General features: G+C 63.6%; 16 protein-coding genes and 1 rRNA gene. 5 read left to right on the forward strand and 12 right to left on the reverse strand.

The window, feature by feature from the left end; all coding sequences use genetic code 11:
- The first annotated feature begins 40 nt into the window (after positions 1–40).
- Entirely contained in the window at positions 41–334 is a 294-nt protein-coding gene (locus tag AvAM_RS00075) for a DUF4148 domain-containing protein (RefSeq protein WP_137745186.1), read from the forward strand.
- 137 nt (positions 335–471) lie between these two features.
- Here the strand turns inward: AvAM_RS00075 and AvAM_RS00080 are convergent, their stop codons facing one another.
- Complete coding sequence (locus AvAM_RS00080; protein ID WP_137745187.1) at positions 472–984, reverse strand: GNAT family N-acetyltransferase; 513 nt, start codon at positions 982–984, stop codon at positions 472–474.
- 112 nt (positions 985–1096) lie between these two features.
- Here AvAM_RS00080 and AvAM_RS00085 point away from each other — a divergent pair, with 112 nt between their 5' ends.
- The 4 genes from AvAM_RS00085 to xth all read left to right on the forward strand — a co-directional run bounded on the left by AvAM_RS00085 (position 1097) and on the right by xth (position 4063).
- A complete protein-coding gene (locus AvAM_RS00085) occupies positions 1097–1966 on the forward strand; it encodes a thymidylate synthase (RefSeq protein ID WP_137745188.1) in 870 nt (289 codons plus the stop codon).
- Positions 1967–2077: 111 nt separating this feature from the next.
- A complete protein-coding gene (locus AvAM_RS00090; protein WP_137745189.1) occupies positions 2078–2692 on the forward strand; it encodes a DUF4337 domain-containing protein in 615 nt (204 codons plus the stop codon).
- Between the two features lie 30 nt (positions 2693–2722).
- Positions 2723–3211, forward strand: coding sequence for a dihydrofolate reductase (locus AvAM_RS00095; RefSeq protein ID WP_137745190.1), 489 nt, complete (start codon positions 2723–2725; stop codon positions 3209–3211).
- A 75-nt stretch (positions 3212–3286) separates the two neighbouring features.
- Positions 3287–4063, forward strand: a complete 777-nt coding sequence (gene xth, locus AvAM_RS00100; RefSeq protein ID WP_137745191.1) for an exodeoxyribonuclease III — start codon at positions 3287–3289, stop codon at positions 4061–4063.
- Positions 4064–4212: 149 nt separating this feature from the next.
- Here xth and ntrC read toward each other — a convergent pair whose 3' ends face one another.
- The 11 genes from ntrC to rrf form a co-directional block, all read right to left on the reverse strand.
- Positions 4213–5856: a nitrogen regulation protein NR(I) gene (gene ntrC, locus AvAM_RS00105; protein ID WP_137745192.1), complete on the reverse strand. Its 1644-nt coding sequence runs from the start codon at positions 5854–5856 to the stop codon at positions 4213–4215.
- Positions 5857–5907: 51 nt separating this feature from the next.
- Positions 5908–6930, reverse strand: a complete 1023-nt coding sequence (glnL, locus tag AvAM_RS00110; RefSeq protein ID WP_137745198.1) for a nitrogen regulation protein NR(II) — start codon at positions 6928–6930, stop codon at positions 5908–5910.
- A gap of 85 nt (positions 6931–7015) precedes the next feature.
- Entirely contained in the window at positions 7016–7525 is a 510-nt protein-coding gene (locus AvAM_RS00115; RefSeq protein WP_137745193.1) for a hypothetical protein, read from the reverse strand.
- A 212-nt stretch (positions 7526–7737) separates the two neighbouring features.
- Positions 7738–9153 (reverse strand): type I glutamate--ammonia ligase, encoded by a 1416-nt coding sequence (glnA, locus tag AvAM_RS00120; protein WP_063459400.1) that lies wholly within the window; start codon positions 9151–9153, stop codon positions 7738–7740.
- 172 nt (positions 9154–9325) lie between these two features.
- The gene (locus AvAM_RS00125) at positions 9326–10147 is read right to left on the reverse strand and encodes a molybdopterin-binding protein (RefSeq protein WP_137745194.1); all 822 of its coding nucleotides are present in this window, start codon (positions 10145–10147) and stop codon (positions 9326–9328) included.
- Positions 10144–11088, reverse strand: a complete 945-nt coding sequence (locus tag AvAM_RS00130) for an EI24 domain-containing protein (RefSeq protein WP_137745195.1) — start codon at positions 11086–11088, stop codon at positions 10144–10146. Before AvAM_RS00130 ends, AvAM_RS00125 begins: the two co-directional genes overlap by 4 nt.
- A 41-nt stretch (positions 11089–11129) precedes the next feature.
- Positions 11130–12128 (reverse strand): sterol desaturase family protein, encoded by a 999-nt coding sequence (locus AvAM_RS00135; RefSeq protein WP_137745199.1) that lies wholly within the window; start codon positions 12126–12128, stop codon positions 11130–11132.
- A gap of 82 nt (positions 12129–12210) precedes the next feature.
- Complete coding sequence (locus AvAM_RS00140; RefSeq protein WP_137745200.1) at positions 12211–12999, reverse strand: polysaccharide deacetylase family protein; 789 nt, start codon at positions 12997–12999, stop codon at positions 12211–12213.
- 38 nt (positions 13000–13037) lie between these two features.
- Complete coding sequence (locus tag AvAM_RS00145) at positions 13038–14021, reverse strand: beta-propeller fold lactonase family protein (RefSeq protein WP_137745196.1); 984 nt, start codon at positions 14019–14021, stop codon at positions 13038–13040.
- A gap of 350 nt (positions 14022–14371) precedes the next feature.
- Positions 14372–15130 carry a 16S rRNA pseudouridine(516) synthase gene (locus tag AvAM_RS00150; protein WP_137745197.1) on the reverse strand — a complete coding sequence of 253 codons (759 nt, stop codon included), beginning with the start codon at positions 15128–15130 and terminating at the stop codon, positions 14372–14374.
- 114 nt (positions 15131–15244) lie between these two features.
- Positions 15245–15357, reverse strand: a 5S ribosomal RNA gene (gene rrf, locus AvAM_RS00155).
- Between the last annotated feature and the right edge of the window lie 6 nt (positions 15358–15363).

The following is a 15363-nucleotide window of genomic DNA, read 5'->3' on the forward strand; positions in this document are numbered from 1 at the left end:
TAGTACATCCCTCTTTTTTGAATTTCATCGGAGTTTCACCATGAACAAGACCGCTCGCATCATCTCCATCGCCGCTGTGGCTGCTTTCTCTGCCTTCGGCGCCCACGCTGACGAAGCCGATGGCTCGCAGTTCGCACTGAAGTTCGACACGAACCGCACCCGTGCTGAAGTGGCTGCTGAAGCCGCTACTGTGGCCCAGACCCGCTCCATCGAACCCGCAGGTTCGCGTGTGGTGACCTACAAGTCCACGGCCGACCGCGCTGCGGTGCGTGCCCAGGCTGCTGAAGCCCTGCGCACGGGCCAGATCCCTTCGGGCGAATTCAGCGCCATGTAATCGGTTGACGCAGTTGCGGGCCTTCCCATGGTGGTGGCACGCCGCGTTGGCGGGGTGTTGCTGCCATGGGGAGTGTTTTTCCCCTGACTCCCTGAAAGGGCTCCTGTGTGGGAGCCCTTTTTACATTTGAAAAAGGCTCAGGCCACCAGCGTCTTGAACATCACGTGGGCATCCACATAGCCCAGTGTGTGGTGCCTGAAAGCCCCGGGCAGCGTGCCCACGACCGCAAAGCCCAGGTGCTGCCACAGCCGCACGGCGCGCAGGTTGCTGGCCACCACCAGGTTGAATTGCATGGCCCGAAAGCCCATGGCCACGGCCTGCTGCTGGGAGTGCTCGCACATCAACGAGGCCACGCCCTGCCCCTGCGCGGCCGGCGCCACCACATAGCCACAGTTGCACACATGGGCGCCCAGCCCCGCCTGGTTGGGCTTGATGAAGTACGTGCCAAAAATTCCCTCACCTGCGCCCACGGCAACAAAGGTAGCCGCAGGCAGCTCTACCCAAGTTTTGTGGATCTCGGCCTCGCTGCTGTCAGGGGCAAAGGCATACGTGTCGCCCGCCTGGAAGGTGGTGCGCAGGATGGGCCATACGGCGGGCCAGTCGGCGGCTTCGAAAGGCCGGATGGTGACGGGAGTGGCAGAAGTTGTCATGGCAGGTGCAAGAGAGGGAAGGCAAGTCCCGCATTCTCCCGCTCCGCATAAAATCCGCCGTCGGCAACGGCCACCCCTTGATGGCGGCGCCCCACTCTGAGTGATCCATCCCATGACCCAGCCTTCTGCCGCCCCGGCAGCCTCTGCCCTGCCCGCCCGCCCCGTGCGCTCCCAGTACGAAGACTTCATGCGCCATGTGTTCACGCACGGCGTGGACAAGTCGGACCGCACCGGCACCGGCACCAAGAGCGTGTTTGGCCACCAGATGCGGTTTGACCTGAAGGAAGGTTTTCCGCTGGTCACGACCAAGAAGGTGCACCTCAAATCCATCATCCAGGAACTGCTGTGGTTCCTGACCGGCTCCAGCAACAACAACTGGCTGAAAGAGCGCGGCGTGACCATCTGGGACGAATGGGCACGCGAGGACGGCGACCTGGGCCCCGTGTATGGCGTGCAGTGGCGCAGCTGGCCCACACCAGACGGCGGGCACATCGACCAGATCAGCGACGTCATCCAAACCCTCAAGACCAACCCTGACTCGCGCCGCATCATCGTGAGCGCCTGGAACGTGGCCGAGCTGCACAAGATGGCGCTCATGCCCTGCCACGCGTTTTTTCAGTTCTACGTGGCCCCAGCGCAAGAGCCTGGCGGACGCGGCACGCTGAGCTGCCAGCTGTACCAGCGCAGCGCCGACATCTTTCTGGGCGTGCCCTTCAACATCGCCAGCTACGCGCTGCTGACCCACATGGTGGCCCAGCAGTGCGATCTGGACGTGGGCGACTTCATCTGGACGGGCGGCGACTGCCACATCTACAGCAACCACCACGAACAGGTGCAGACGCAGCTGGCACGCACGCCCTACCCCTACCCTGTGCTGAACATCAAGCGCAAGCCAGACAGCATCTTCGACTACCAGTTCGAAGACTTTGAAGTGGTGGACTACCAGTGCCACCCCGCCATCAAGGCCCCTGTGGCGGTGTAGCCTCGACCCGCACCCGCCTCAACCACAGCCACCGACAACAACCTGTTGCCGCAGGCCCGCGCCAGAGCGCTGGCCCGGCGTCCATCCACCACAACCACCCCACGCTTACCCATGTCTTCCGGCGGATTTCACGTACACGGCCCCCACGACCACGCAGTCGAGCATGCCACCCATGGCCACCATGACGACCACTCCAGCAGCCACGGCCAGGAGAGCAATGGCTCGTCCATGAACAAGATCGCGATGTTCACGGCCATCGTGGCCACGGTGGGCGCCATCTTTTCCTACATGGGCGGCGCCACGCAGGCCAATGCAGGCCTGATGAAGAACGACGCGGCCATCAAGAAGACCGAGGCCTCCAATCAGTGGAATTACTTCCAGTCCAAAAGCACCAAACAAAGCCTGGCCGAGCTGGCGCGTGACCTGACCCCGGCCGAGACCGAAAAGGCCAAGTACCAGGGCAAGATCGACCGCTACGAAAAAGAAAAGAACGAGATCAAGGCCGTGGCCGAAAAGCTGGAGGCCGATGCCCACGCCTTCGACCAGAAAAGCGACGCCCAGATGCACCAGCACCACCGCTGGGCCCAGGCCACCACCGCGCTGCAGGTGGCGATTGCACTGGCCGCGATTGCGCTGCTGACCAAGAAGAAGTGGCTGGAGTACGGCATGTACGGCGTGGCCGCCGTGGGCTTGGGCGTGGGCGCTCTCGCAGCCCTGCACATCTGACCGGATCAACCTCCAAAAGCACCGCGCCCCATGCCCCTGCACCTCATCTACGCCCGCGCCGCCAATGGCGTCATCGGCCGGGACAATCAGCTCCCCTGGCACCTGGCCGAAGACATGGCGCATTTCAAGCAGCTCACGCAGGGCTGCCCGGTGGTCATGGGCCGCAAGACCTGGGACTCGCTGCCCCCGCGTTTTCGCCCCCTGCCCGGCCGCACCAACATCGTGGTGACGCGCCAGGCGGGCTGGCAGGCCGAGGGCGCCCACCGCGCGGGCAGCCTGGCCGAGGCCCTGGCGCTGTGCGACGCAGGCCAGACGGTGTGGGTGATTGGGGGCGCACAAATCTACGCCGAAGCCCTGCCCCTGGCTGACCGACTGGAAGTGACCGAGATCGAGCAGCCGTTCGATGGCGATGCCTATGCCCCCACGCTGGGCCCGGAGTGGGCAGAATCGGCCCGCAGCCGCCATGTGGGCAGCAACGGCTTGCCCTTCAGCTTTGTGACCTACGTGCGTGCGGCCTGAGCGCTGCCACCCTTTTTACTCACTTATTGATAGCTGATAGCGCTTGATGGACGGGCGCAGAAGGCCAAAAAACCCATGCAAATAGCCACTTGGAACGTGAACTCCCTGTCGGTGCGCCTGCCCCAGGTGCTGGCCTGGCTGGCCGCCAACCCGGTCGATGCGCTGTGCCTGCAGGAGCTCAAGCTCACCGACGACAAGTTTCCGCACGAGGCGCTGAAAGAGGCGGGCTACGAAGCCGCCGCCTTTGGCCAGAAGACCTACAACGGCGTGGCCATCCTGAGCCGCCACCCGCTGCGCGACGTGGTGCGCAACATCCCCGGGTTTGGCGACGAGCAGGCCCGCGTCATCGCGGCCACGCTGGACACGCCTGCGGGCCCGCTGCGCCTGCTCAATGGCTATTTCGTCAACGGCCAGGAGCCGGGCTCAGAAAAGTTTGCCTACAAGATGCGCTGGCTGCAGGCGCTGCAGGACATGGTGCGCGCCGAGATGGCCGCGCACCCGCGCCTGGTGCTGGTAGGCGACTTCAACGTGGCGCCGGAAGATCGCGACTCTTACGACCCTGACGGCCTGCGCGAAACCATCCACCACACCACCGAAGAGCGCAACCATTTCCAGGCCCTGCTGGCGCTGGGGCTGACGGATGCGTTCCGTATGTTCGACCAGCCCGAAAAGAGCTTCTCATGGTGGGACTACCGCATGCTGGGTTTCCAGAAGAACCGGGGCCTGCGCATCGACCACATCCTGGTGAGCGATGCCCTCAAGCCCACCGTGACCGCCTGCGTGGTGGACCGCGCCCCGCGCAAGAACCCGCAGCCCAGCGACCACACCCCTGTGGTCGTGACCCTGGGTTGATTTGCTACTGAATCAATAGCAAAAAAGGCAATAGGGTCGCGCGCAAACGGCCTTTTTTCCTTGATTTTTTTGTAGCACCAAAGCCCAAGAGCCCCTGGCAGCTTGCCGCTGCCAGGGGCTCTTTTGTATCCGGCGGCTAGGCTACACGCTCAGGCCTCGTCGGGTGCGTCCAGCCCTAGCTCCTGGATCTTGCGCGTGATGGTGTTGCGCCCGATGCCCAGGCGCTGCGCGGCCTCCATGCGGCGCCCGTGGGTGGCCACCAAGGCGGTACGGATCAGGCGCGACTCAAAGCGCCGCGTGAGCGCATCCCACACTTCGGGCTGGCCGCCTGCGAGCAGTTTTTGCGCCTCGGTTTCCAGGGCCTGCTCCCAGCTGAAGGCGGTGGCAACCGGAGCCGCCGCCGCGGTGTCGGCGGACCAGGACGGCACGGCGGCAGGCATTGGCGCCGGCACGGGGGCCGCGGGGTGCAGCCCTCCCACCATGTCGACCGGGGGCTGCGGTGCAGCGGGGGCCTGCGCCACAGGCACCACAGCGGCCAGCGGCGCCACGGGCATGGAGGTGACCGTGGCCGCAGGCTCAGCCCCTGCTGCTGCACGCACGGGCGGCTGGTAGACCGGGGCTTCTAGCACCTCGGGCGGCAGGTCTTGCAGCGAGATCACCTGCGCAGGCGCCATCACCGTGAGCCAGTGGCAGATGTTCTCCAGCTGGCGCACGTTGCCCGGAAAGGCGAACTGCTCCAGCCGCGCCAGCGCCGAGTCGGCAATGCGCTTGGGCTCCACGCCCAGCTGCCGCGCGCTTTGCTGCAGGAAGTGGCGCGTGAGCATGGGCACGTCCTCGTGCCGCTCGCGCAGCGCGGGCAGGCGCAGGCGGATCACGTTGAGGCGGTGGAACAAGTCCTCGCGGAAGCCGCCTTCCTTGACACGCTGCTCCAGGTTCTGGTGGGTGGCGGCAATCACGCGCACATGGGCCTTGACGGCCGCGTGGCCGCCCACGCGGTAGAACTGGCCGTCCGACAGCACGCGCAGCAGGCGTGTCTGCAAATCAAACGGCATGTCACCGATTTCGTCGAGGAACAGCGTGCCGCCCTCGGCCTGCTCGAAACGGCCGCGGCGCTGGGTCTGTGCGCCGGTGAAGGCCCCGCGCTCGTGACCGAAGAGTTCGCTCTCCAGCAGGTCCTTGGGGATGGCGGCGGTGTTAATGGCCACAAAGGGGCCGTCCGCCACGGGCGAGTGCTTGTGCAGCGCGCGCGCCACCAGCTCCTTGCCCGAGCCCGATTCGCCGGTGATGAGCACCGTGACCTGGCTTTGCGACAGCCGCCCGATGGCGCGGAACACGTCCTGCATGGCGGGCGCCTGGCCCAGCATTTCGGGAGTTGCCGTCTGGCGCTCTTCGGTGACTTCTTCGCGCTGGCTTTCTTCGACCGCCCGGCGGATCAGCTCCACCGCCTTGGGCAGGTCAAAAGGCTTGGGCAGGTATTCGAACGCGCCGCGCTGAAAGGCCGACACCGCGCTGTCGAGGTCGGAGTACGCCGTCATGATGATGACGGGCAGGCCGGGCTGCAGCTCGCGCACCTTCTCCAGCAGTTGCAGGCCCGAGCCCCCGGGCATGCGGATGTCGCTCACCAGGACCTGGGGGCCCTGGCGGGCGGGGTCGCCTGCCGTGATGTCGGCCAGCGCGTCCAGCACTTCGCGGGGGTGCGTGAAGCTGCGCGTGGGCAGGTTCTCGCGGGCCAGCGCCTTTTCCAGGACGAAGCGGATCGAGGGGTCGTCATCTACTATCCAGATCGGCTTCATATGTTTTTCTAACCTTCCCTGTGGTTGCGTGTCAGGGACCGTCGTGCGCTGTCAAGGCAAGGGGATCAGGATGCGGAAGTCGGTGCGACCCGGTACGCTGTCGCATTCGATCAACCCGTGGTGGCGCTGTACGAAGGTTTGCGCCAACGTCAGCCCCAGCCCTGATCCGCCGTCCCGCCCCGACACCAGTGGATAAAAAATCCGTTCCTTGATGGCGTCGGGTACGCCCGGTCCGTTGTCGATGACATGCAATTCCAGTGCCAGCCGGTAGCGCTGGCGACCGAACGTGACCTGGCGGGCCACACGGGTGCGCAGCGTGATCACCGCATCGCCCGCCGCAATGCGGTCGGTGAGCGCCTGGGCGCCGTTTTGCACGATGTTCAGCAGCGCCTGGATAAGCTGCGCGCGGTCGCCCCGGAACTCGGGGATGGAGGTGTCGTAGTCGCGCTGGACCTTGAGGCCCTGCGGGTATTCAACCAGCACGAGCGAACGCACACGCTCGCACACCTCGTGGATGTTCACGTCGCCCACCAAGTGCGGGTGGCGGTGCGGCGCCAGCAGCCGGTCCACCAGGCTCTGCAGGCGGTCGGCCTCGTGGATGATGACCTGGGTGTATTCCGTCAGTTCGCGGTTGTCCAGCTCCATCTCCAGCAGCTGCGCCGCGCCCCGGATGCCGCCCAGCGGGTTCTTGATCTCGTGGGCCAGGTTGCGGATCAGTTCCTTGTTGGCCTGGGCCTGGTCGCGCAGGCGCTCTTCGCGGTCCTGGCGGGCCTGCTGCTCCAGCGGCCACAGCTCTACCAGGATTTCGCCCACCTGCTCGGCATCGGCCACGTTGACATGCACAGGCACGGGCTCCTGGTGCAGGCGCTTCAGGCTGGCCTCGTAGCGCAGCGCGGCAAAGTCCTTGCCCCGGGCGCCTGCCAGGGCGGTCTGCAGCAAGGCAGGGTCGGTGAAGAAGGTGGAGAAGTCCGCGCCCTCCAGGGTGCGGCGCGACAGGCCCAGGGTGTTTTCGAGGGCGGCGTTGGCAAACTGCACGGCGCCATCGGCACGCAGCACCGCCACCAGGGTGGACATCAGGTCCAGAGAATGAAAACGCCCGGTGTCGGTGCCGGGCAGTTCAGGGGATGAAGGGACACTCACACGCAGGGGTGGTTGTTGGTTAGTTGGCGGGCGCTGGCAGGCGGGCGATCTCGCGCTTGATGCCTGCGATGTCACTTTCGCTGCGGGCCACGCTGGCCTTGAGTTCGGCCGTGCGCTCCGTGTAGCGCTGGGGGTTGCGCAGGTCGAGCGCGTTGCGCTCGGGGGCCCCGTTGTTGTATTCCTTGACGAGGTCGGCGTGGCGTGTTTCGGCCTTGCGCAGCTCGGACTCCAGGATGGCGCGGGCGTCGGAATCACGGGCCTTCTGGTCGTTGCTGCTGACCTTGGGGGCCGATGGGGGCGACGTGGCCGCCCCGCCGCCAGAGGAAGAAGACGCTGGCGCTGGCCCTGCCGCAGGCCGGCTGCCCTGCACCACGGTGACATTGCCCCCTTCTACCAGCCTGCAGCCGCGCTCCTTGGCCTGGGTGGCGTTGTTCGTGTATTCGTTGCCGCAGCGGTAGATGCGGTCTTGGGCCCAGGCGGCAAAAGGCGTGGAGGCAATGAGGAGCAGGGTGAAGAGCGTTTTTTTCATTCAGGATCCTCGCACGGACATGCAGGAGAGAAAGGAGTATCCACCAATCGCCACACATCGCCAATCGAGCAAGGGCAGACCTGGGAAGGGCTTTGACTAAAGATGCAACACATGCACACGGGGTTCCATCACGGCATGTAAACATGCCTTCCGCCCATGAAAAAAGGCGGCTTGCGCCGCCTTTTTCTGAGCAATGGTCTGCAGGCAGACGATTACAGCGAGTAGTACATGTCGTACTCGACAGGGTGCACGGCCATGCGGAAGCGGGTCACTTCGTTCATCTTCAGATCGATGTAGGCGTCGATCATGCTGTCGGTGAACACGCCACCCTTGGTCAGGAACGCGCGGTCCTTGTCCAAGTGCTCCAGGGCCTGGTCCAGGCTGTGGCACACGGTAGGCACCAGCTTGTCTTCTTCTGGGGGCAGGTGGTACAGGTCCTTCGTGGCGGCTTCGCCGGGATGGATCTTGTTTTCCACGCCGTCCAGACCCGCCATCAGCAGGGCAGCAAAGCCCAGGTAGGGGTTCATCAGTGGATCGGGGAAGCGGGCTTCCACGCGACGGCCCTTGGGGTTGGCCACGTAGGGGATGCGGATCGATGCAGAACGGTTCTTGGCCGAGTAGGCCAGCTTCACCGGGGCTTCGAAGTGAGGCACCAGGCGCTTGTAGCTGTTGGTACCGGGGTTGGTAATGGCATTCAGAGCACGGGCGTGCTTGATGATGCCGCCGATGTAGTACAGCGCGAAGTCCGACAGACCGGCATAGCCGTCGCCTGCGAACAGGTTCTTGCCGTCCTTCCAGACGGACTGGTGCACGTGCATGCCGGAGCCGTTGTCGCCATGGTAAGGCTTGGGCATGAACGTGGCGGTCTTGCCGTAGGCGTTGGCCACGTTGTGGATCACGTACTTTTGCAGGATGGTCCAGTCAGCGCGCTCGACCAGCGTGCTGAAACGGGTGCCGATTTCGTTCTGGCCAGCGCCCGCCACTTCGTGGTGGAACACTTCGACAGGGATGCCCAGAGATTCGAGGATCAGGGACATCTCGGCGCGCATGTCTTGCGTGCTATCAACCGGAGGCACGGGGAAGTAGCCGCCCTTGACGGTGGGGCGGTGGCCACGGTTGCCACCTTCGAGCTTGGCGCCCGTGTTCCAGGGAGCTTCGTACTCTTCGATTTCGTAGAAGGTGTGGTTGGGTTCGGTGCTCCAGCGCACGCCGTCGAAGATGAAGAATTCTGGCTCGGGACCGAAGTAGGCGGTGTCGCCCAGGCCGGAGGCCTTCAGGTAGGCTTCAGCGCGCTTGGCGATGGAGCGGGGGTCGCGGTCATAGGCCTTGCCGTCGGTGGGCTCGATCACGTCGCAGGTCAGGATCAGCGTCGTTTCTTCAAAGAAAGGATCGATGTTGGCCGTGCTGGGATCGGGGATCAGCTGCATGTCGGAGGCTTCAATGCCCTTCCAGCCGGCAATCGACGAACCGTCGAAGGCGTGGCCCGAAATGAACTTGTCTTCGTCGAAGTGAGAGACGGGCACCGTGGTGTGCTGTTGTTTGCCACGGGTGTCGGTGAAACGAAAGTCAATGAACTTGACTTCGTTTTCCTTCACCATCTTCATCACGTCTGCAACGGTCTTGGCCATCAGGTTCTCCTGGGTAAAGCGCTTGTTGAAAAAAGATTTTGCCGAAATAAAAGCAGTTTGCGTGCCAGCCGAGTGCACTACCGCACTATGAAGGAGCGCCGCAGACTACGGGTTGGCACGGCATCCGCCAAAAAGCACCAAAACAGTGCAATCCATAGATCAAGCCTGAGCATCACAGGTTGCGCACCAATTCGGGGCCGCAATTTGCACCAAAATCGTGCAAACCTTTTTTCAGCTCCTGCCATGCGGCAGGAACCAATGGTGCGGGCCCTTTGACGCCCAGCTCGATGTGCCGCCCGTATTGTGGATGATCCACACTGGGCAGACTGAACACCCGCACCTGCGGGTGCATTTTTTCGATGCGTTCCATGAGAGGCGTCAACGCAGCCTCCATGGCGCCATACACCACGACCGACTGCTCGGTCTGGGGGGTGCGATTGAAGTGCACCGCATAGTGCTGGTCCAGCACCCCTTCGATCATGGGCCAGGCCATGACGGGAAAGCCCGGCACAAAATGCACCGCCCCGCCCCCGGCCCCATCGCAGCTGAAGCCCGGAATCTTGTTGTAGGGGTTGGAAATGATGCGGGCCCCTGCCGGAAACACCCCCATGTTGAGCCTGTGGATGTTGTCGGGCCGGTCAGCCTCGTAGGGCACGCCTTGCTCGCGTGCAACGTCCTGCATGCGTTCGCGAATCAGTGCCTCGGCCTCGGGGTGCAGCACCAGTTCACGCTCCAGGGCGCGGGCTGCACACTGGCGTGTGTGGTCGTCGGGCGTGGCGCCGATGCCGCCGCACGAGAACACCACGTCGCCCGATGCAAAGGCGCGCTGCAGGGTCGCCGTGATGCGGTCGGGGCTGTCGCCCACATAGTCCGCATAGGCCAGCGACAGGCCCCGCGCCGACAAAAGCTCGATCACCTTGGGCATGTGCTTGTCAGCGCGCTTGCCCGAGAGGATTTCGTCGCCCACGATGATGAGGCCGAAGGTGGGTGTCATGGTGCTGAGTTTTCGTTGGACGGAGAAGACGGCGCAGGCAAGGACGCCGCAGCGGGCGCTGCTGGCAGGGCCGGTGCTACCGCCGCAGCGGAAGGCCTGGCGGCATCCACCACTCCGGCAGAGGCGGAGACCGGAGCCAGCCCGGCAGATTCGGCCCGCAGGCGCTGCAGCGCCGCCAGACCATAGTGGGTGAACCAGAGCGACGAGAACGCGAACACCAGGGTGTAGATCCAGATGGCCAGAGGAATCAGGATGAAGAAGGCCGCCGCAAACACCACCCCGGAGGCCCACACGATGCTGGGCGCCGCCCCCAGGTAGCCCGTGACGATGCCAATGCCCAGCAGGCTGCTGCGGTGGCGACGGAAGATCTCCTGCCGTTCTTCCTTGCTCGCGTGGTCGGCCAGCGCATCAAACACCATCACCCGGTAGGTCAGCCAGCCCCAGATCAGGGGCGGCAGGATAAGCACCAGCGGCGGCACAAGCCACAGCGGCACAGACACCACCAGGGCCACCAGCGCCAACAAGGTCGAGCCCACCGACCAGACCACGCTGGCGATGAAGGAGCCGCCCTTCTTGCGCTCCAGATCGGGGAACCGCCGCTCGGCCACCAAGGCCACCAAGGCAGGCGTCATGAGCACCGCCACGGCGAGCAGCGACACCACCACCAGCACGGGCGCCACGGCCAGCACTACCATCAGAGGGGCCATCACGGCGGTGACATCCCCCAACCCCCAGCCCTGCAGCCAGCTCCAGACGCTGGCCAGCAGCGTGGAGGCATCCAGCATCGCGCGCATACCCTGAACTGCTGCATCCCAATAGAAATAGCCCAAGCCCAGTGCCAGGGCCACCATCAGCAGCAGGGGCAGAACCGACAGGGCCACCACACGTGGCCGCAGGCAGTAGGCGGCCGCGCGCCAGAAAGAATCAAGCAGAAGTCCCATGTCGGCAAGCATACCTTGGGTGCCTATGACAGGAAGACGAATCAGGCTTTGCCGAACAACCTCAGCACGCCCCGCCACTGCTGGGACCAGAATCCCTGGCCGTAGTCGCGCAGCTGACCCTGGGCATCGGGTTCGACCTGGTCTCGCACACCGGTAGGGTCAAAGCGCCACTCGAAGTTGGCCGTGCGCATCAACATGTCCCACCAGGGCAGCAACACGCCGAAATTGTGCCCACCCAGCACCACACGGGGCGCCCCAGCGGAAGCACCGGCGGGCTTGACCGTCTCGTGGCCAATGCCAATGCTGTGGTGCAGGCGGTGAAAACGCGGGCTGATCCATACGCGCTCCCCCCAACGACCAAACCACAGGCGCACATTGGCGTGCTGAAAGCTCTCGCTCAACTGCGTGATGGCCACGATGGCAATGAACTGCCCGGGGGCCACACCGATCGCCTGGGCAACGACCACCAGAATTGTGTCCCGCAGCAGGTCATCAAGCAGGTGGTTGCGGTTATCACTCCACATGGTCATCTGCTGCTGCGCGTGGTGCAGGGAGTGCAGACGCCACCACCATTCAAAGTGGTGCTGGCCCCGGTGGATCCAGTAGTCCACAAAATCGAACACCACCAGGTACAGCAGCAAGCTCACCCAGGGGATGTCGGTGATCCCCGGCCAGAGGCCATCGAGCTGGAAGGTACTGACCCCGGCCACGCGCAAGGCGCCAAACAGGGAATCGGCCAGCGGGTCCACCGTGAAGAACAGCGCCAGACGAAACACACCCAGCCGGTGGATCAGCGTGTAGAGGATGTCGGTGCGGATGGTGGCACGGTTGGTCACAGGCTCCACCGGCCACAGGCGCTGCATAGGGCCGATCACCGCCACGATCACCAGCAGCTGCAGCAGCCCCACCAGCAGCCAGCCTGCGGCCTCATAGCCCGTCTCCAGCACGCTGCTCAGGCCCAGCCAGAACATCAGCGGCTGCAGCACGCTCTCGAACAGCCACTGCTGCACACCATCGAACCAACTGCCCAGCGATCCCATCACATCACGCTCCCTTGCCTGCGGCCTGGCGGGCCCACAGGCAGAACCCCGCCCCCTGTGCAGCCAACCACCGTCTTGTCCATCAGCGCCCTACCCCATACACGGGGTGCTCCCGCAGGGTGCGAAAGCAAAAGCCCTGCTCCTTGAGACCCACAATCAACGGCTCCAGCACGGCCGGTGCCCAGGGGTCTTTGCGCGACCAGATCCCCAGGTGCGCCAGCAAAATGTCGCCGCTGCGAATGTCACGCAGGGCCTTGCGCAGCAGGGCCACATTGCTGGCGCTCTCACTGGGTAACTCATCGCCGAGGAAGCCAGCTGGCGACCAGCCGACGTGCGCGAAGCCGCAGGCCTGCGCGCTGGCAATGAGCTGCGGAGATGTCTTGCCCCCGGGGGCGCGAAACAAGAGCAGCGGCGCCTTGCCCGTCACCACCTTCAGGCGATCGGCAGCGCGACGGATCTCTGCGCAGTATTCAGCCGCCGACAGCTGAAAACTCTGTCCCTCCATGGGGCCCGCAGAAGGACGCACACGGAACACGGGGGCCTGCTCAGTGCCCACATCCGCACGCCAATACGTGTGGTCCCAAGTGTGCGAGGCGAACTCGTGGCCTTCAGCCGCTCGAGCGCGCCACCAGGGAGCCCAGTGCTCGCCAAGGCTGCCATCGCCTTCCTTGGTCCGCTCGTTGGCAGCAAAAAAAGTCACGCGCACCTGGTGCCGGTTCAGCACGTCGGCCACCAGCGGGGCGACCTCCATGTGCCCGGTATCGAATGTCAGGTAGAGAGGCTTTTTGCAATCATTTGGGGCGTTTGCGCCTGCTGGGTGGGCGCCAATAGCTATAAATAGTATAGCAATAGGCCGCCAGGGCCTGGGCATACAACACAGCTTGGCGCCCATGGCCCTCACCTGCCCCCTCAGCGCGGCGCGTGGTGCAGTGTCCAGACGCCGTGGGGCGATTTGCCCACCGTCACTTGCCGCACGACCTTCTTGGTCTCTGCATCGACCACGGACAACTTGCGGGCCCAGCGCGAACTCACATAAATGAACCGCCCGTCGGCGGACACGTCCATGCAGTCCGGCCCGCCCGGCACGGGATAGGACTCCACCACCTGGTAAGTCGTCATATCGATCTTGCTGATGGAGTTGGCCACCCGATTGCTCACGTAGAGGTGGCGTCCATCCCCTGCGGCACGGAATGCATGGGCGCCGTTACCGGTCTTGATCTTCTTGATACTCATCGGCTCGCGCCCCGAGACGTCAAACACTTCGACACTGTCACTCCCGGTCAGCCCCACAAACAGGCGTTTGTCGTCTGGGCTGCCATAGACATCCGCAGGCATGGCGCCTGTCTTGATGCGCCATTTGATGGTCTGCGTGGCAAGGTCCATGGCCACCAGCTCATCACTGTCCTGCATGGTGGAGTACACCGTGGTGCTGCGGCTGTCGATCCACAGGTGGCTGGGCGTGCGCGATGTGGCAACACGTCGCACAAGCGTCAAGTCCGTTCCATCCCAGCGGTAGAAATCCACGTGGTTCAGCCGGTTGGCAGCGGTGATGAACCACTTCATATCGGGGCTAAAGCGCAGGTGGTAGGGGTCCACAATGCCCCGCACCGTACGCTGTACCTGCGCCGTGCGGGGATCGATGAACGTCAGCGTATCGCCCAGCGCATTGGCCACGATGACCGATTTTTCGTCGGGCGTCAGGTACAGATGGTGCGGCTCTTTGCCCGTAGGAATCCGGGTCGTTTCCGTCCAGGTCGCGGGGTCAATGACACTGACATTGGCCTCCAGCGAATTCAGAACAAACAGCGGTGGCTCAGCAGCCTCCGCAGCACCAATGGACAGCCACAGCCCGCAAAGGGCAACACATGTACGTGCAATCGAAAAAATCTTCACAGAACCACTTTCAACACAGCCGCCGAGTGTAGCGCTCTACCCGCCCTCCCCTGGTTATTGCTGAACGAACATCGTCGATGGGGCAAAAACATTGATCCAGGTCATGCGCCTACCCGGAGACAGGTGCAGCAGCGCTGACGCGGCCGAGCGCCAAGAATATTCTTCCGAACCGAGCCGAGCCGAGCCGAGCCGAGAGAATATGGAGCGAATCTGAATGGGCCTCAGTGACGAATGGCCATGACTGTTACGAGCATTAATTTGCTTGCGAAACCGCAAACCAGAGCCACTGGTGTCCTTGCTGAGTTGATTCGTGAAGGGCTCAACCTTGAGCACCGTCGGCCACGCTGCCTTCAGTCGCTCTGCGTCAGCAACCGCAGCTCGTCTGCATCCAGCCAGCGCCATTCACCGGGAGCCAGGTCAAGAGGCAAATCCATGCCCCCAATTCGGGCACGGTGCAGTCCTTCGACCCGATTGCCCACCGCAGCCAACATGCGCTTGACCTGGTGGTATTTGCCTTCCGTCAAGGTCAGGTCCAACCGGTGACTACCCACAACCACACAGTCCGCCGCGCGAACCGGCTTGGGGTCGTCGTCCAGCACGACCCCTGCGAGCAATCGGGATACCTGGGTCTCATCCACCGGGTGTTTGGTTGTAACCTGGTACACCTTGGGGACATGTTTCTTGGGCGAACTCATGCGGTGAATAAACTGCCCATCGTCGCTCAGCAACAACATGCCCGTTGTGTCTTGGTCCAAACGGCCCACCGCCTGAACCCCTTGCACCGCACTCTTGGTTGGCCGCTGCCGCAAGGGCGCGGGCAACAAGGTGTAGATGCTGGGATAGGTGGATGGCTTCTGGGAGCACTCCGTCCCAGCAGGCTTGTGCAACAACACATAGGCTTTGGCATGGTAGGGCCAGTCAATGCCCTGGACCCGCAAGAGCAGCCCTTCGGGGTCATAGTTGGCCGTCGCATCGGTGCAGGTACGGTACTCGTAACCGCCCGCATTCACTGCCGACTCACGCACTGACACCCAGCCTTGCTGCACCAATCCAGCACAGACACGGCGTGTGCCAAACCCTTGGGAATACAAAATCTCTTGTAGTTGCATGGCAAAAGCAAAGTGAATCAGCGGAGCACTATTAAAGTAGCCCTATAACTCCGCATCCCCAAAGCAAAACGCCCTTCTACTCGGTAGAGCAGAAGGGCGGTTTGGGCTGTAAGAGCCTGACGATGACCTACTTTCACACGGGAACCCGCACTATCATCGGCGCAAAGTCGTTTCACTGTCCTGTTCGGGATGGGAAGGAGTGGTACCAACTTGCTATGGTCATCAGGCATAAC

This window comes from Acidovorax sp. NB1 (assembly GCF_005405905.1).
Taxonomy (GTDB): Bacteria; Pseudomonadota; Gammaproteobacteria; order Burkholderiales; family Burkholderiaceae_C; genus Acidovorax.